This window comes from Nitrospira defluvii (genome assembly GCF_905220995.1).
Classification (GTDB): Bacteria; Nitrospirota; Nitrospiria; order Nitrospirales; family Nitrospiraceae; genus Nitrospira_A; species Nitrospira_A defluvii_C.
On the sequence record NZ_CAJNBJ010000001.1, the window covers coordinates 140932 to 157201 of the forward strand.

General features: G+C 60.3%; 16 protein-coding genes. 7 read left to right on the forward strand and 9 right to left on the reverse strand.

The genetic code is table 11. The features are described 5' to 3' along the window. Positions 1 to 83: 83 nt before the first annotated feature. From KJA79_RS00735 to KJA79_RS00745, 3 genes are all read left to right on the forward strand, one after another. Positions 84 to 728, forward strand: a complete 645-nt coding sequence (locus tag KJA79_RS00735; RefSeq protein ID WP_213040095.1) for a sulfite oxidase-like oxidoreductase — start codon at positions 84 to 86, stop codon at positions 726 to 728. Further along, a complete protein-coding gene (locus KJA79_RS00740; RefSeq protein ID WP_213040096.1) occupies positions 712 to 1857 on the forward strand; it encodes a dipeptide epimerase in 1146 nt (381 codons plus the stop codon). The genes KJA79_RS00735 and KJA79_RS00740 overlap by 17 nt, the downstream gene beginning before the upstream one ends. Positions 1858 to 2031: 174 nt before the next feature. Further along, positions 2032 to 2865, forward strand: coding sequence for a coiled-coil domain-containing protein (locus tag KJA79_RS00745; protein ID WP_213040097.1), 834 nt, complete (start codon positions 2032 to 2034; stop codon positions 2863 to 2865). Positions 2866 to 2940: 75 nt separating this feature from the next. Here KJA79_RS00745 and KJA79_RS00750 read toward each other — a convergent pair whose 3' ends face one another. Continuing rightward, positions 2941 to 3162: a DUF3565 domain-containing protein gene (locus tag KJA79_RS00750; protein ID WP_213040098.1), complete on the reverse strand. Its 222-nt coding sequence runs from the start codon at positions 3160 to 3162 to the stop codon at positions 2941 to 2943. A 139-nt stretch (positions 3163 to 3301) separates the two neighbouring features. Between KJA79_RS00750 and KJA79_RS00755 the strand changes: the two genes are divergently transcribed. Beyond that, the gene (locus KJA79_RS00755; RefSeq protein WP_213040099.1) at positions 3302 to 4216 is read left to right on the forward strand and encodes an NAD(P)-dependent oxidoreductase; all 915 of its coding nucleotides are present in this window, start codon (positions 3302 to 3304) and stop codon (positions 4214 to 4216) included. A gap of 13 nt (positions 4217 to 4229) precedes the next feature. Here the strand turns inward: KJA79_RS00755 and KJA79_RS00760 are convergent, their stop codons facing one another. From KJA79_RS00760 to KJA79_RS00790, 7 genes are all read right to left on the reverse strand, one after another. After that, a complete protein-coding gene (locus KJA79_RS00760) occupies positions 4230 to 4661 on the reverse strand; it encodes a hypothetical protein (RefSeq protein ID WP_213040100.1) in 432 nt (143 codons plus the stop codon). A gap of 29 nt (positions 4662 to 4690) precedes the next feature. After that, positions 4691 to 5245, reverse strand: a complete 555-nt coding sequence (locus tag KJA79_RS00765; RefSeq protein ID WP_246507318.1) for a GlcG/HbpS family heme-binding protein — start codon at positions 5243 to 5245, stop codon at positions 4691 to 4693. A 263-nt stretch (positions 5246 to 5508) separates the two neighbouring features. Further along, entirely contained in the window at positions 5509 to 6015 is a 507-nt protein-coding gene (locus KJA79_RS00770; protein WP_213040101.1) for a hypothetical protein, read from the reverse strand. Positions 6016 to 6151: 136 nt separating this feature from the next. Next, positions 6152 to 8137 (reverse strand): amylo-alpha-1,6-glucosidase, encoded by a 1986-nt coding sequence (locus KJA79_RS00775; protein WP_213040102.1) that lies wholly within the window; start codon positions 8135 to 8137, stop codon positions 6152 to 6154. A 14-nt stretch (positions 8138 to 8151) separates the two neighbouring features. Next, positions 8152 to 10827 (reverse strand): MGH1-like glycoside hydrolase domain-containing protein, encoded by a 2676-nt coding sequence (locus KJA79_RS00780; RefSeq protein WP_213040103.1) that lies wholly within the window; start codon positions 10825 to 10827, stop codon positions 8152 to 8154. A gap of 258 nt (positions 10828 to 11085) precedes the next feature. Next, positions 11086 to 11271 (reverse strand): hypothetical protein, encoded by a 186-nt coding sequence (locus KJA79_RS00785; protein WP_213040104.1) that lies wholly within the window; start codon positions 11269 to 11271, stop codon positions 11086 to 11088. 155 nt (positions 11272 to 11426) lie between these two features. Further along, complete coding sequence (locus tag KJA79_RS00790) at positions 11427 to 12452, reverse strand: right-handed parallel beta-helix repeat-containing protein (RefSeq protein WP_213040105.1); 1026 nt, start codon at positions 12450 to 12452, stop codon at positions 11427 to 11429. A gap of 84 nt (positions 12453 to 12536) precedes the next feature. Here KJA79_RS00790 and coaE point away from each other — a divergent pair, with 84 nt between their 5' ends. The 3 genes from coaE (at position 12537) to thiI (ending at position 15581) form a co-directional block, all read left to right on the forward strand. Further along, on the forward strand, positions 12537 to 13139 hold the full coding sequence (coaE, locus tag KJA79_RS00795; RefSeq protein ID WP_213040106.1) for a dephospho-CoA kinase: 603 nt from the start codon (positions 12537 to 12539) through the stop codon (positions 13137 to 13139). 43 nt (positions 13140 to 13182) lie between these two features. After that, complete coding sequence (gene trxB, locus KJA79_RS00800) at positions 13183 to 14109, forward strand: thioredoxin-disulfide reductase (protein WP_213040107.1); 927 nt, start codon at positions 13183 to 13185, stop codon at positions 14107 to 14109. Positions 14110 to 14402: 293 nt separating this feature from the next. Continuing rightward, positions 14403 to 15581: a tRNA uracil 4-sulfurtransferase ThiI gene (thiI, locus tag KJA79_RS00805; protein WP_213040108.1), complete on the forward strand. Its 1179-nt coding sequence runs from the start codon at positions 14403 to 14405 to the stop codon at positions 15579 to 15581. Here the strand turns inward: thiI and KJA79_RS00810 are convergent. Next, a complete protein-coding gene (locus KJA79_RS00810) occupies positions 15565 to 16104 on the reverse strand; it encodes an SRPBCC family protein (RefSeq protein WP_213040109.1) in 540 nt (179 codons plus the stop codon). The two genes, thiI and KJA79_RS00810, sit on opposite strands and share 17 nt — an antisense overlap. Positions 16105 to 16270: the final 166 nt, after the last annotated feature.

A 16270-nucleotide genomic window follows, 5' to 3' on the forward strand; every position in this document is an offset into this window, starting at 1 on the left:
GCACGGCACCTCTAGTTCTCAGGCCCTCTGCCCTTGTCAGGCCAGACCCACTTGCCCTACTCTGTAGTGTTAGGAGGGGGGATATGGATCAGAATGACCGTTTGACCAAGAGCAAGGAACAGTGGGCCAGGGCCCGCCGCGGCGGGGAAGAGCGCGAGGTCTTCTATGAGGGGGACGATCGGCTTCCACCCGGCCAGCATCTGGTGGAAACCTGGCCGGTGTTGGACCTCGGCCACAAACCGGAGATTTCTCTCGAAGAGTGGAGATTAACCATCGGGGGTGCCGTCACCACGGCAGTCATCTGGACATGGGCAAATTTTCTGGCCCAGCCGCAGTTCAAGGACGTCTCAGACTTTCACTGCGTCACATCCTGGAGTCGCTACGACAATGAATGGGAAGGGGTCAGTTTCAAACAATTGATGACCGTTGTTCAACCGCTGCCTTCCGCCCGATTCGTACTGTTCAAGTCGTACGACGACTACACCACCAATTTACCCCTCAGTGCCTGTCAGGATGACGACGTCTTGCTCACCTATAAATGGAACGGCCGTCCGCTCACGAAAGAACATGGCGGCCCAGTGCGCATGATCGTCCCGAAGCGCTATGCCTGGAAGGGAGCGAAGTGGGTTAAAGAAATCACGTTTTCGGAGCAGGACGAAAAGGGCTTCTGGGAAGTCCGAGGCTATTCCAATACCGCCTTCCCCTGGAAAAATGACCGGTACGGATGAACCACTCGTCACGAATGCCGCACATCCCGTGAACGCCCACACCATACAACGCATCGAGATCTGGCCGATCGATATCCCGGTCACCGATCCGTTTGTCGTCGCCACGGGCGCACGAGTCACGGCAGAAAACCTGTTCATCCGAGTGACCTTACGTGACGGGGCTCAAGGCCTCGGAGAAGCGGCACCGTTTCCGGAAGTCGGTGGAGAAGACCGGGCCACGTGTGTTGCGGCTGCGACGGCACTCGCCCGCACCATGATCGGCCAATCGGCCGCCGACTGCGAATCGCTCGCCGACCGACTCACGAAGCAGGCCCCCCTCCAGCCGGCCGCCCGTTGCGGGCTGGAAACCGCCGTACTGGATGCCTATTGTCGATCACAGGGCATGCCACTCTGGCGGCTGTGGGGAGAGGCCGAGATTCGTGCCCATGAAACCGACATCACCATTCCCATCTGCAGTCTAGAGAAGACCGTGGCCCTGTCGCGCGCCTGGCATGGACGAGGATTCCGCCTGTTCAAAATGAAGGTGGGCACCGATGTCGAGGGGGACATTCGCCGGCTCCACGCCGTGCATGAGGCGCTTCCAGGTATCAGCTTCATCGGTGACGGAAACCAGGGGTTTTCCCGCGAGGACTGCCTCCGTTTCGCAGGCGGAGTGAAGCAATTCGGAGGGCGGCTGGTTCTGCTCGAACAACCGGTAGCACGGAATGATCTCGAAGGCCTGCAGGCAATCCGGCATTTAACCGGCATTCCCGTGGCGGCAGACGAGTCCGTGCGATCGTTGGACGATGCACGCCGAGTCGTCGAGATGCAGGCCGCCGACTATATCAACATCAAGATCATGAAAACCGGGGTGATCGAAGCCCGACGCATCGCCGCGTTCACCCGCTCAATCGGCCTCCGTCTCATGGTCGGAGGAATGTTGGAAACTCGTATTGCCATGGGCTGTTCATTCAGCCTGGTGCTGGGGATGGGCGGCTTTGATGTTCTCGATCTGGATACCCCACTCCTCCTCTCCACCGATCCCGTCGCAGGTGGCTATCGGTACATCGGCCCTCGCCTGCAGCCCTGGCAGGAATCAGGCCTGGCCATGCAGGTGCCGTCCCCGGCAGACACCATCACCATTGAATAGGCAACCGACCGGACGCACGCCCCATCCCCTGCCCAGACAATCGACTGCAGGTTTCCCGAAATATTTTGCCGTTTTTCCCCTTTTCTGAAAAATTACCTTAGGCACAGTGGCTTCGCACAGGGCGAGCCACCCGACGCAGAGACTGCCACTCTACGCACCTGAGAGGAATGTCCCATGCAACCAACGACCCCATCTTCACGAGCAGCGAATGTCTCAGCTCTGGCTCCCCGAGCCATCACCCTCTGCTGGATCGTGGCAAGCGCTGCATTGATGTTGGGAGGCTGTGTCTCACAACGGACCTACGACACCGCCAAGCAGGAAGTGAACACGAGGGCCAATGAACTGGCCCAGACCCAGTCGGACATCAAGGGGCTGGAGCAACAACGGGAGGAGGCACATCTCGCCAACCAGCGTGATGAACGCGCCCTTGCCGCGCTCAAGAGCGAGCTGAAGCAGATTCAGGCCTCCTATGATCAGATCCACAAGGCCAACCAGGCCAAACTGGCGCTCCTGGAACACAACATCGCCGCACTACGCGCCCGGCATCAGGCGATGGTGAAGGAAATCGGCGAGACGAAGCGACTCGAGAAACGGTTGGAGGCGCTGACCGCCGAGCGTGAACAGACCATGGCTCCCGTCGAAGCTCCGACGGACGCGCATGCGACGATGATTGATCATGTGCAACCGGCGCCGCCGATAGTCGCAGTGCTGACACCGCAACCAAGCCCGGTTGAATCCTCGACGGCCTTGCCGGCCCCTGCGGCAACTCCGGCTCCAACCCAGACGTCTACCCCAACGGCTACGAACCTCGCCCCAGCGACGACCGTACCGCATCCGGCGCCGACGGTTGCGCCATTCGCGCCTTCGCCTGCACCGACAAAAGTGGCTCAGGCACCAGTGACTCCGGCGGCCCCTCGCCCCGCGACAGCCACAGCCCCGCAGGAAGAATCCTGGTTCTCCAGTGTGACCGGCTGGTTCTCTTCTCTGTTGAATTGGATTTGGGCCTAGCGCCCCTGCAGCGGTTCGACTTCCGGCACCCTGATCAGGACGCCCCGCAAATCGACGTCAGCCCTACCGGGCCCCTCAGGACAGGGATCCGGTGGGGTTGTATCCATCCCCACCCTCTTCACACTTTTTACAATTGAGCTCGGTGCCGAGGAACGCCCGCCGCCCTTCCACGGTCAGCACCCAAGGACGACTGGTCATGGGCGGCTGATGGCGCACATGCTGGCCATGCCCGCAGCGGAGGTCTGCGACCCAGTGACCTTCTTCGTCTTGATGATACCCGATGATCGCTTGTTGCATCCCGGACTCCCATCGCTCCTGCCGCGCATACACGATTCTAATGGCCCGACCGCTTCAGGGGGTCAGGATACCTGCATCAGAAGTGACTATGGTACACTTCCGCGCCGATAAGAGCAGCATGTTTTCCAGGAGGGCATGGATGGCACAGTCAGACTTTCGTCTCGGCATCGTCGGAGTAGGACGTATGGGGGCCAACATGGCCCGACGGCTCCAGGAACTCCACTACCCCGTTGTGTCGGTCTATGACGCCGACGCACCACGCGCGCAAGCACTGGCGCAGGAACTGGGATGTGCAGCCGCCCCAACCCTGGTAGGCCTGGTCGAACCCGCCAACACAGTGCTGACCGTCGTCTCGAACGATGAAGCGATGCGGCGGATCTACGCCCCCGGATCAGCTGATAGCCTCTTGCGACAGGCGACCGGGCGACTCTTCATCAATTGCGCAACCCTTTCCCCGGCACTCCAACGAGAGGTCCACACGTTGGTGGAGCAACAGGGCGGACAGTGTCTTGAGGCCTGCATGGCCAGCAGTATCACACAAGCTCGCCAAGGGACGCTCTACCTCATGTGCGGCGGACGCCCCGACGTTTTCGAGCGGGCAAGACCATTACTCAACGCCTTGAGCGCACACCTGCGCTATATCGGTCCGGCCGGAGAAGCTGCCGAGGTGAAGGCCCTCGTGAATATGGTGATGAACGCCAATACCGCCGCCCTGGCCGAAGGACTGGGATTGGGATCTGCTCTGGGCCTGGACCTCACCATGCTCCGCGAAGTATTTTCTCAAACCGGCGCCAACTCCCGCGTGTTGGAAACCGACGGTGAGGACATGCAGCATCGTGCGCACGAGTGCTATTTTTCTGCCGCCCATGCCGCGAAAGACTCAGGAATCGCCTGTGCCTTGGCCGAACAGGTCGGATTGGACCTCCCGCTGGCCACGGCCACGTATGAGCAATATCGGCGATTGGTCGCGATCGGCAAGGGAGAGATGGACAAGTCGGCCGTGGCGGAACTGACATTCAAGGAGCGTGCAACAGAGTCACGCACCGGGGAATAACCCCGCCTCACGATCACAGCTTTTCAAACGGCCGTTCCGGTCTGACCGAGGGCGGGAGAAATTGCCATCGCTTCTGCGCATCGACGTCGAACATGCCCAGATAGATGGCCTGCCCGGCCAGGGATTGAAACTCCACCAGGCGAATGGCACAACTGGACGGATCCACTACCCTCGCGTCGTACTGCCCCAAGACCGTGATCACTCCAGAGGCCTGCTGATACAGATTGCGGCGTGCGGCATACCCCGTATCAGGAAACAGTTCGGCCGTCGCCTCACAGCCTTGCCGGCCGGCAACATGGAGGGTCAGCCGATAACGGGACAGAAACGGATGGGTGGCGACACGGGTCAGCCGTACGCGTAACCCGGCGGATGGGAGCTCGACCTCTGCCGGCTCGGGGCGATCACTATTGCAGGCGACTAGGACAAGGACCAGGCCAATCACCATCCAGCCCGGTCCCCTCCCTCGCATTCGTTTCATTTTGCAGTAGGCATCTTCGAGGCGGCTCCGATGGCATCGAGACCGGCTTCGGCACAGGCATCATCCAGATGAGTGCCCGGAGCACCACCGACCCCGATCGCCCCCACCACCTCGCCGGCAATTTCGATGGGCAGCCCCCCGCCAACCATCAAAATACTCTCGTTCATCTCTCGCAAGGCCTGCAACGCTGGTTGCTTGGCAATCATCTCCGCTAACTCCGTGGTCGCACGACGCAGACTTGCCGCGGTGTAGGCCTTCTTCCTGCTGCTGTCGACCGTGTGCGGACCAGCGCCGTCGGCCCGCAACATGGCGCGCAAGACGCCGGCCCGATCCACCACGGACGCGCTGACCCGGTAGCCGTCCTTTTTACAAAAATCCACCGCTGCCTGCGCGGCTTTTCCAGCCAACGACGACGGTAAGACTGACTCTTTCGGCAACTCATCCGCTGCCTGTGCCACCATCGTTCCTCCGCCGGCCAGTACCAACATGGCGGCCACCAGCCCTGCACGGCCCAACTTCCTCCTGGACACCTGTATCGCCCTCACCATCATTGGCCTCCCTTGGTCGTTGTCTCGATGAGCCTCGCATCGCGAGACTACGGCCATCCACCCGCTCTGTCAATACTCCGACCATCCGCACCGGCAACCATAGGACGAACACAGCAGATGAGCAAGAGAGTGCGAATCTCGCCGCCGGAGACGAACGGTCTGAATCGAATGATCGTGAGAGGAATAGCGCGACGACGTGAGCGTCCGCAGCAACGCGCGTACAAGTGCCTGGGCGAGAGGGGGAGACTGGACGAGATCGACGGCGGTCAGTTGATGGAAATGGGATGGATGACGGGGTCACCTGCACCGGGACGATGCAGTTCCTCTATCCACACCTTCGCCTGCGCGACATAAAAGGTGTAGTCGCTTTCGGGATAACTCAATACTACGGCATACAAGAGCTGTTCGGCCTCCTGCTCACGCCCCGCGCTGAGGCTTGTCCGGGCCGCCTGCAAGGTGCACGACGCAGCCAGGGCTTTGGGATCCACAGTCGTGCGCACCGGCTGTTTCGTGACAAACCGATCCAGGCTTTTCGGCACATCGGGAGCGGGAACGACATGGGTATCAGCAGACTGCTGCAATTGCTTTGCGGCCGATAGGACTGTCTCGACATCCTCGCTGGACTGGCAGTGACGGTACAACTCCCACATCGACATCACCGATGTCGATCGCATGGTCGTCGATTGCGTGGAGGCATCGAACAGCTGACAACCGGCGAGCAACATGCCGACCGAGAGCCACGCAGACAGACGTATTGATTTGGACAACACCATTGAACGTATGCTTACCGGAACGATTCCGGCGCTGTCAAGAATTTTGGGGAGGTATCCGGAGAAAAGACCGACGCGTCATGCGTGCGGGAAGGACAGGCCGCTACGTGGTGGCGGGCAACGAGCAGGGCACGGCAGCTCAGCGCAGCAGCGGCGCGCCCTCGCTGGTCACAGCGATATCCTCGATAAGGGCGCGTAAGGGCTCCGCTACGGACCAGGCTTGCGCGACACAGCCGCGTGCCCGATGGGGACGCTCTCCGTCAAAAATTTCCGACACCTGGCCCAGACAGGCCTCGTCAAGATGTTCGAACAACCCCTGGAGGAACAGCCGTGCTTCACGCCGCACGGACAGACTGCCCCCATAGGTTTTCACCCAAGCCGTCACGAAAGGACCGAGCAAGAAGGGCCACACGGTCCCTTGATGATACGCGGCATCCCGCTCGGCCACACCGCCTTCGTACGATGCACAGAACCGAATGTCTTCCGGCGCCAACGTTCGCAGCCCGACGGGCGTAAGGAGGCGCTCCTTGAGCAATTGCAGCACTTGTTTCGCCTGCGCGTCGGTCACCAACTGATCATCCAACGCCAGGGCAAAAATCTGGTTGGGCCGCAGCGACGCATCATCCCCGGTCGGCCCGTCGACCACATCAAATAAATACCCTCCGGTCGGGTACCAGAACCGGTCCCGAAACGATGCGGTCGCGCGGGCACGATCCTGTCGACACTGTGCCGCATAAGCCGACTCACCGAACTGCTCCGCCAACACAGCGGCAACCGCCAGGGCCCGTACCCAGAGGGCCTGAATCTCGACCGGCTTTCCATGCCGCGGCGTGACGACCCACTCGCCGATTTTGACGTCCATCCAGGTCAGCTGCACCCCTTCGACGCCGCCGGTGATCATTCCGTCCTCGTCCATACGAATCCCGAACCGCGTGCCCTGCCGATATCCGTCGAGAATCTGCTTGATCGCGGGCCAGGCCATCCGCTGCACGCCCACAAGATCGCGGCTGTAGTGCAGGTACCGATCTACGGTGTGAATAAACCATAAGGAAGCATCGATCGTGTTGTACTCCGGCTGTTCCCCGATGTCGGGGAAGCGATTGGGGACCATCCCCTGCGACACATACGACGCAAACGCTTCGATTACCTGCCGGGCCACCTCGTATCGGCCGGTCACCAGACAGAGCCCCGGCAGGGCGACGAACGTATCGCGCCCCCAATCGGCAAACCAGGGGTAGCCGGCGATCACCGTTTGCCTGGCTGCCCGCTTGACAAGGAAGGCGTTCGAGGCGACCCACAGGCGGTGGGTCAGTTCGTCTTCTGTCGGCGCAGAGGTCACCAACGTGTCGCGGCGACGACGTTCCGCGTCCATCACCTGCGTCACGCTGAGGGTCGGAATGGTCTCCGTGGTGAATACGAGTTCGGCAGTCGTCCCCGGCGTAAGCGTGAACAGGCACTCGCCCGGCGACCACCAATCCTCGACATGTTCAAGCCCGCGCTCCCGATCAACCCGGTAGTGAATCTGGCGGTACCAATCCGGCCGGTGATGGTACTGCCCGTTGTGCTGCGCCCGCACCGGCGGCAAGCCCTCATAGGGATGCCAGACCACTTGCCCCTCCGTGATCGTCGCCTCGCTTCGTAATGCGGCGTTTTCCAGGTGCGTCGCGTGAAAATCCCGCCCCGTGAGCATCGGGCGCACTCGCAACACCACGGCCGGCGAGGCGTCATCGAGCAGGCGCCAGCGAAGGACCACCAGGTCACGGCCATACGGACAGACGAGTTCTCGCTCCAACCGAATGCCGCGACAGGCGAACCGCCAAGTCGGCCAGGGGACGTCGGAAAACCGCTCACAATATTGATAGCCCTCCGGATGTACGGCGCCGCCATAGACGTTTGTCGAGAGGGGTAATGTGCCTTCTCCAATCTCGATCGATTCTTCCACATGATTGACCAGTGCCACACGATCGACCGGCGGATGCCTGGCCACCAGCAGCAAGGCGTGGTACCGTCGAGTGTTGGCCCCGGCGACTGTTCCCGACGCATAGCCGCCGCGACCATTCGGTTCCAGCCATTCCAGACTCAACGCCCGCTCAAGATCCCGGCACCCCCTCGCATCGATCGTCATGCCACGACTCCGAGTTACGTCCCTGATTGCTGAATCAACTTGGCAACCAGGCCGGTCCAGCCGGTCTGGTGACTGGCGCCGATCCCGGCACCATTGTCGCCATGGAAATATTCGTAGAACAGCACGAGGTCACGCCAATGCCGGTCCTGTTGAAACTTCTCCGTGCCGCCGTACACGGGACGCCGGCCGTCTGTGCCGCGGAGAAATGTATGCGTGAGGCGACGGGACAACTCCGCGGCAACGTCGGCAAGATGGCGCCGCTGCCCGGACCCGGTCGGATACTCAACAGTAAACGAGTCACCTAAATAGTAATGGAACTTCTGGAGCGATTCGATGAGCAGATAGTTCACAGGAAACCAGACCGGCCCTCGCCAATTGGAGTTGCCCCCGAAGAGTCCGTTTGTGGATTCCGCCGGCTGATACTCCACGCAATGCGTCGTCCCCATCATCGATAGGATGTAGGGATGTTCTTCGTGATAGCGAGACAACGCCCTCACACCATACGGCGATAAGAACTCGCGTTCATCCAGCAAGTACCGCAACACCTTGGGTAAGCGATGGCGATTGACCAGCGACAGGAACCGACGCACCTCCCCGTCCTGGGACTGTGTTTCGATGTGCAGACTGAAATCCGGACGATTCTCGATGAACCACTGCATGCGATGCTTGAAGCGCGGCAGCCGGTCGATGAGCTCGGAGTCCAAGGTTTCGACGGCAAACAGGGGAATCAGTCCGACCATCGACCGGACCTTCATCGGAAAGGTTTTGCCGTCGGGCAAATGCAGCACATCGTAGAAAAACCCGTCTTCCCGGTTCCAGAGTTCGATCTTCGCATTGCCGATGTTGTTCATGGCCCGGCAGATATAGACGAAATGCTCGAAGAACTTACTGGCGACGTCTTCATAGGCCCTATCGTCGCGCGCCAATTCGAGGGCGATGGACAACATGTTGAGGCAATACATGCCCATCCAGCTCGTGGCGTCCGACTGTTCGATGTGCCCGCCGGTGGGAAGCGGTTTGCTCCGGTCGAACACCCCGATATTGTCCAATCCCAGAAACCCGCCCTGAAAGATGTTTTTCCCTTCGGCGTCTTTGCGATTCACCCACCAGGTAAAATTCAGCAGCAGTTTGTGGAAGACTCGCTCCAGAAAGATGCGATCCCCCACCCCTTTGCGTTTCTTTTCGATCTTGTACACCCGCCAGGCTGCCCAGGCATGCACGGGAGGATTCACATCCCCCAGAGCCCACTCGTAGGCGGGAATCTGCCCGTTGGGATGCATATACCATTCACGCAGCATGAGCACGAGCTGGTCCTTCGCGAAGCGGGAATCGATCAGCGCAATCGGCAGGCAATGAAACGCCAAATCCCAGGCGGCATACCAGGGATATTCCCATTTGTCCGGCATAGAGATGACGTCGGCGTTGTACAGATGCGTCCAGTCGGCATTCCTTCCGCGCAACCGCTCGGATGGCGGCTCAGGACCGGCCGGATCCCCCTTCAGCCAGCGATCAACGGCGTAGTGATAAAACTGCTTGCTCCACAAAAGGCCGGCGAAGGCCTGCCGCTGAACCAAGCGCGCGTCGTCGGACACATCCGGCGGTGCCAGGGGCGCGTAAAATTCATCGGCCTCCCGAAGCCGTGCGGCAAAGACCGCATCAAAGGTATCGGCGTCAAACGCCCCGTCGGATGAGCCGTTTGTGAAGCGTAACCGGATGCTCACCGGCTGCCCCGGCTGGGTGGAAACGACATAGTGCGCCGCGGCTTTCGAGCCGACCTGGTCGGGATTGACCGCAGCCTTCTCCCCCTGCACGACGTACGCGTGAAAGCTGTCCTTCACATACCGTTCGCCCTCTGCGTCGCCGTACAGACGCTGCGTGTTGGTCTCATTTTCGGTAAAGAGCAGCTCGGGGGCTCCCTCGCAGAGCAGTTGCCGGCGGCCATAATAGTCGTGATCGAACTCCACGACGCTGACACCAGGCAGAGATCGGCCCTTGCGCATCCGAGGGCGGCGCACATCAAGGCCCCATGACCACGTATTGCGGAACCAGATCGTCGGTAACAGGGTCAGTTCCGCAGGCTGCGAACCCCGGTTGATGACCTCGATCCGCACCAACAGGTCTTCGGGCGAGGCCTTCGCATACTCCACGAACACATCGAAGTATCGGTCGTCGTCAAACACCCCCGTATCAAGCAGCTCAAACTCCGGATCGTTCCGGGTCCGGCGGCGATTTTCCTCGACGAGCTGGGTATAGGGAAACGCGGCCTGCGGATACTTATAGAGAAATTTCATGTAGGAATGCGTGGGAGTCGAGTCGAGGTAGAAATAGTATTCTTTGAGATCCTCCCCGTGATTCCCTTCATGGCCGGTGAGGCCGAACATCCGTTCTTTGAGAATCGGATCGCGCCCGTTCCAGAGCGCCAACGCAAAACAGACAAATTGGTGACGGTCGCAAATTCCGGCCAGCCCGTCCTCATTCCACCGATAGGCTTTCGAACGCGCCTGGTCGTGAGGGAGCGCCTCCCAGGCTGTTCCATAGGGGCTATAGTCTTCTCGCACCGTCCCCCAGGCGCGTTCGCTCAGATAGGGCCCCCACCGCTTCCAATGTTTCTGACGCAGATCATCTTCCTCAAGGCGCTGTTGCTCCGCCGAGGGCTGACGCGCGGCCTTCCCCCCTGCCGATGTCGACATATGACACAGACTCCCGTCCAGTGGCCGCAGTCGGCCACGCAACGCCGCCAGCATGCACCCAGCGTCAAAAAGATTCAACTGGGGGCTCGGGACGACACATCCCGGCCTCTCGAATCACACTGCACTGGAATCTGAAGTTGAGGAGTAGGACTGAGCGGGGAAGGAAACCGGCCCCAATGAGGGCCAAGACTGACCGGAACGATGCCACGGAACGCGTGGGAAGCACGTCGCGGGAGGATCAGCCGGGAGGCGGAGGCACTAACTCCAGATCACACCCTCTTGGTTCATGAGATAGTCGATGACCTCGATGCTATCCCGCAGCTGGAGTTGCGCCTGCTCGGACATGGGTAACACCGCCCCAAGCAGCTTGCCGGATTCCACTTCCGCCAGGTTAGGAATCCCGTCGGTACTACGCTTTTCTAGATCGAATCGAAAGCTGGCCACGTCTTACCTCCAATCCCTTGTCGGTCGTAGTACAGCAATTCTTGAGCCATACCGGAACCACGTCATGTCTCCGCTCACGATGAAGCATAGCACATGGACTTGTCCGGCCTGGCGCGCGGGCTAACCACTGAATTTGTTGCTGCTTTGGTCGACGATTAGTGGGATTCGGCCAGCGGAGGGAGGGCGCCGAGATAGGGGAACCCGCCGATGCGGACCAGGGAGGTATCCGCTCGTAGCCTGAAGTCGTCTCGCGCAGTGTCAACGAAACGTGGATCCACCGTCAAATCGGAATCGGGTTTCAAGTCGGGAGCCGGTTGGTTGGGGGTGCCTGAGCGTAAATAGTTGGAACCGGAATTCTGCATCGCATTGTAGGACAACAGCACCCGGCTGGAGGCGCCCACGACAAATCCATAGGCATTCAAGCTGACGATGTTGCCGGACGCTTCGTTCTGGGAGGTTCCGAGAAATGCAGCGCCTCCACCGTTTTTCACGAACGTATTGCCGACCAGGATCGCGCGGGATTGATCATTCACGATCACCGCCTCAAAGAGACTCCTCGTGATGACGTTTCGTTCCAGACGCACGGTGGATTTGCCCGCCACACTGACCCCGTGGTCGTTGTCATGGATAAAATTTCCCCGCATGACCGCCTGCGAGTTGGCAAACTGAATGCCCGTGGTTTCACTGCCGCCGATGACGCAATCTTCGATCCGCACATCCTCCACCTGCTGCGTGAACAACATGCCCTTCACGCGCGCATGATGAAAATGAATGCCACGGCCGTTGAACATACCCATCGCGTGCCCGCCGTGTTCATTGACCGTGATGCCGGAGATCTCAATGTTCGTAGCGCCGTACGGCCACTTGCCGATATGAAACACGCCCACCCGTTCCCGGCCCAGAATCGTCACCTGATCCATGCCGGCCCCGATCAAACGCACGTTCTCCTTGCTGTGAATCGTGACATCTTCGGCATAGGCGCCGGGCCTGATCAGAATGGTGTCACCTTTCTTCGCGGCGTCGACCGCCTCCTGAATCGAGCGGTACTGCCCCGACCCGTCCAAGGCCACAACCAGAGGCTCGCGCTCCGCAGCCACCGGCTCTTCCGCGAGGGCACCCGTCACGGCCATGGCCACGATCCCTAGACACATGAACAAGCGTTGAAACATCGAAGAGGTCATATGGATGGCTATACCGCCGCGACCAACGAGAAGTCAATCGAGCCTCATTGCGGGGGCCAGCACCCCATGTTATCTTCACGCCCCATGATTCTCGTGGGCCTGACCGGCGGAGTGGCGACCGGCAAAAGCACGGTCTCACGCATGTTTGCTCGTTGCGGGGCAGTGATCATCGACGCCGATGCACTGGCCCACCAGGTCGTCGAGCCTGGCAAACCAGCCTGGCGCGCCATCGTCAAGACGTTCGGCAAGACCGTGCTGAACCCTGATCGCACGCTGAATCGTCAAGCCCTAGGGGCCCTCGTCTTCCGACAGCCGGCACAACTGCGCCGCCTGGAACAGATCATTCATCCTCGCGTCGCGCGGGAGCAGGCCCGACTGACCAAATCGGCCGGCCGCAAGGATCCCAAGGCCGTCGTCATTTATGACGTGCCACTCCTGTTCGAGGCCGGTATCGACGCACGCGTGGACAAGGTCATCGTCGTCACCGCAGATCGCCCCACCCAAATCGCTCGTTTGAACCGCCGCAACGGATTCACGCGCGCCGAAGCGATCAGGCGCATCCGCAGCCAACTGCCGTTAAAGCACAAAGCTGCCGCCGCCGACTATCTCCTCGACGGCACCATCTCCCGTCCGCGCCTCTTCACCGCCGTGAAACAGCTGTACCGCGAACTCCTCGCACTGGCCTAACACCAGCTTTTCCCTCGCGGCTTCGGTATGTTAGCATCCGCGCATGCGCAATCTCGTCATTATCGGATCCGGACCGGCCGGGCTCACCGCCGCCATCTATGCCGCGCGGGCCAACCTGTCACCTCTGCTGATTGAGGGCTGGCAGTCCGGCGGACAACTGACCACCACGACAGAGGTGGAAAACTATCCCGGTTTTTCCAAGGGCATCATGGGACCGGAGCTCATGAAGGAAATGCGGGGGCAGGCCGCACGGTTTGGGACGGAGTTCCTGACGGGCGACGTGTCGGCGGTGGACCTTTCCAAATGGCCTTTTCGTCTGACGATCGACGGAGAACAGACCGTCGAGGCCGCGGCCTTGATTCTGGCCACCGGCGCATCGGCCATTCAGCTCGGTCTCCCCGATGAGCAACGCCTGACCGGGCATGGCGTCTCGACCTGCGCAACCTGCGACGGGTACTTTTTCCGCGGCCAGGATTTGGTCGTCGTCGGAGGCGGGGACAGCGCGTTGGAGGAAGCCACTTTCCTCACAAAGTTCGCGCGCACCGTCACCGTTGTGCACCGACGCGACAAGCTGCGGGCGTCGAAGATCATGCAGGACCGCGCGATGAACAATGAAAAAATTTCGTTCGCGTGGAATTCCATCGTTGAGGAGATATTGGGGAAGGACGTCGTCACCGGAGTCCGTCTGAGGAATATCGTGACCGAAACCACCACGGAACTCGCTTGTGCCGGAGTCTTCGTGGCCATCGGCCACCGACCCAACACCGACCTCGTGAAGGGACAGGTCGCCATGGATGAGAAGGGCTACGTCATCACCTCGCGGGGGACCGCCACCAGCGTGGCCGGCCTGTTCGCCGCCGGCGACGTCCAAGACACGAAATATCGTCAGGCGATCACGGCAGCCGGGTCCGGCTGCATGGCCGCCATTGACGCCGAGCGATTCCTTGAATCTGCGCTTCATCATCTCTAACTCCCCCACAGGATGCTCAAAATGGTTGTCCAACGAGGCCGCAGGCGAGACAGATACCGGAAGCGTACCCTTGCGGTACGTTGAGGATTTTGGTGAGTCGAGAACGAAGCTGGCAGCCATCGAGGACGGACAATTTTCAAAAAACCAACATCGAGCTTCATTAAAAGGAAGCCGCTCAAAAGTTTCTCCGGCAAGGCCGCAGGGAGATTGACCGACCGAGCGTACGCGTTGGCACGTGAGGAAGGGAAAGCGACTGAGAACGCCGCCGGAGGAAGTTTTCAGCGACCGAGACCATGCACTGCGCAATCGTCCACTATCACGAACTCGCCCTCAAGGGCCGTAACCGCGATTTCTTCGAGCAACGACTCGTGCGCAACCTCCGCTTGGCGCTGCGCGATCTGAAGATTCGGCGGATCGAATCGCTGCAGGGGCGCATTCGGGTCACCATTCCAGATCAGATCTCGCCGGAGCAGGTGGTGGAACGTCTCCGACGGACCTGCGGAGTGTCGAATTTCCTCCTCACCGAATCGGTCCCGCTGGATCTCCAGGCACCAGACCTCACGCCGCTCAAACAGGTCGCGGAACGGCAACTTGCCGGACAATCCTTTCATTCGTTCAGAGTGACGGCCAAGCGCGCGGACAAACGCCTCAGGTTGACCTCCATGGACGTCGAACGCGAAGTCGGCGGCTACCTCTTCGATGTCACGGGAAAAACCGTCAAGCTGAAACAGCCCGACCTGACACTCTACATCGAGCTGCTCACTCACGAGGCCCATATCGCGGCACGAAAAATTCAAGGGCCAGGCGGCATGCCGGTGGGCACGAGCGGAAAAGTCGCCTGTTTGATTTCAGGCGGCATCGACTCGCCCGTCGCCGCGTATCGCATGATGAAACGCGGGTGCAAGGCCGTCTTCGTGCACTTCTCGGGTCGCCCGCTGGTCAGTCGGGCCTCAGAGGAAAAGGTCCAGGAGTTGGTCCAATTGCTGACAGCCTACCAGTACGAATCACGGCTCCATATCGTCCCGTTCGGCGAGATTCAACGGGAGATCGTCGCCAACGCGCCGGCACCCTTCCGCGTGGTGTTGTACAGACGGATCATGATCCGGATCGCGCAGGAACTCGCTAGGCGGGAACGGTGCTGGGCGTTGGTCACCGGAGATAGTCTCGGCCAGGTGGCCTCACAGACGCCGGAAAATCTATCCGTGGTCGAGGAGGCGGCGGAACTTCCGGTGCTCCGGCCGTTGATTGGGATGGATAAGATCGAAATTACCGAACAGGCACAGCGGATCGGGAGCTTCACCACTTCGATCGAGCCGGATCAGGACTGTTGCAAGCTCTTTGTCCCCCTGCATCCCAGCACCCGAACGAGACTCGACGACATCCTCCGCGTCGAACGGAGTTTGGAAATCAGCGCCTTTGTGAAACAGGGGGTGGAAAAGGCCGAACTCTCCACCTTCACCTTTCCTTCGTAACCCGATCCAGCGCTCGTTGCCGCACCAGGCGGAAATGCACGTTGAGTTCCCGCTCCATTGCGACCGCAATCACCCAATCCGGCATCATCGTCTTCGGCTCGACCAAGAGTTCAAATTCCGCTCTCGTCTGACTCCCGTCCCCGGCCGCTTCAAGCTTCCAGGCCCGATGGTATTGCTTGAAATCGCCCCCCTTGAGTTCAGTCACGAGTCCGCCCCCCGGCAACACCTGTGACTCACAGATGAGTCGCTGTTCGCCCGGCAGCAGCGGATGGGAAATGTAGACATCGGTGAGGACATGTCCCTCGCGCTCTGCGACCTGTGCCATTCGCATCTTGGTCTCGAATAGCTCCGGCCACTTACTGTATTCAGTCAGGATCGAATGGAGCACGGAGGGATTCCCGGGAAACAGGAGGGTGGCCGTCGCCCGCACGCCACCGGTTGGCTCTGCTTGCACGACAAGCTCACGAAGCAGGTGTATAGCCCCCACCTCTCCCGCCCAGACATGAACCACAGGACTGAGCATGGAGGCCATTAGGCCACCCAGCATCATGCCTCCACGACACACACGACCTACCATAGCGCGCATCAGCAAGTTCCAAGGTTCTCTTAGAAGTATACTGATCGGCGGCGGTGAGTGCGAGAGTCGAGGAAGGGGCCACGAAACACTTTTGACACACGCGCGTGCAAGA

What these genes read in the sequence shown, in the direction of transcription:
- KJA79_RS00735 (WP_213040095.1), top strand. Translation starts at nt 84, where the DNA reads ATGGATCAGAATGACCGTTTGACCAAGAGCAAGGAACAGTGGGCCAGG.
- KJA79_RS00740 (WP_213040096.1), top strand. Translation starts at nt 712, where the DNA reads ATGACCGGTACGGATGAACCACTCGTCACGAATGCCGCACATCCCGTG.
- KJA79_RS00745 (WP_213040097.1), top strand. Translation starts at nt 2,032, where the DNA reads ATGCAACCAACGACCCCATCTTCACGAGCAGCGAATGTCTCAGCTCTG.
- KJA79_RS00750 (WP_213040098.1), bottom strand. Translation starts at nt 3,162, where the DNA reads ATGCAACAAGCGATCATCGGGTATCATCAAGACGAAGAAGGTCACTGG.
- KJA79_RS00755 (WP_213040099.1), top strand. Translation starts at nt 3,302, where the DNA reads ATGGCACAGTCAGACTTTCGTCTCGGCATCGTCGGAGTAGGACGTATG.
- KJA79_RS00760 (WP_213040100.1), bottom strand. Translation starts at nt 4,661, where the DNA reads ATGGTGATTGGCCTGGTCCTTGTCCTAGTCGCCTGCAATAGTGATCGC.
- KJA79_RS00765 (WP_246507318.1), bottom strand. Translation starts at nt 5,245, where the DNA reads ATGATGGTGAGGGCGATACAGGTGTCCAGGAGGAAGTTGGGCCGTGCA.
- KJA79_RS00770 (WP_213040101.1), bottom strand. Translation starts at nt 6,015, where the DNA reads ATGGTGTTGTCCAAATCAATACGTCTGTCTGCGTGGCTCTCGGTCGGC.
- KJA79_RS00775 (WP_213040102.1), bottom strand. Translation starts at nt 8,137, where the DNA reads ATGACGATCGATGCGAGGGGGTGCCGGGATCTTGAGCGGGCGTTGAGT.
- KJA79_RS00780 (WP_213040103.1), bottom strand. Translation starts at nt 10,827, where the DNA reads ATGTCGACATCGGCAGGGGGGAAGGCCGCGCGTCAGCCCTCGGCGGAG.
- KJA79_RS00790 (WP_213040105.1), bottom strand. Translation starts at nt 12,452, where the DNA reads ATGACCTCTTCGATGTTTCAACGCTTGTTCATGTGTCTAGGGATCGTG.
- coaE (WP_213040106.1), top strand. Translation starts at nt 12,537, where the DNA reads ATGATTCTCGTGGGCCTGACCGGCGGAGTGGCGACCGGCAAAAGCACG.
- trxB (WP_213040107.1), top strand. Translation starts at nt 13,183, where the DNA reads ATGCGCAATCTCGTCATTATCGGATCCGGACCGGCCGGGCTCACCGCC.
- thiI (WP_213040108.1), top strand. Translation starts at nt 14,403, where the DNA reads ATGCACTGCGCAATCGTCCACTATCACGAACTCGCCCTCAAGGGCCGT.
- KJA79_RS00810 (WP_213040109.1), bottom strand. Translation starts at nt 16,104, where the DNA reads ATGCTCAGTCCTGTGGTTCATGTCTGGGCGGGAGAGGTGGGGGCTATA.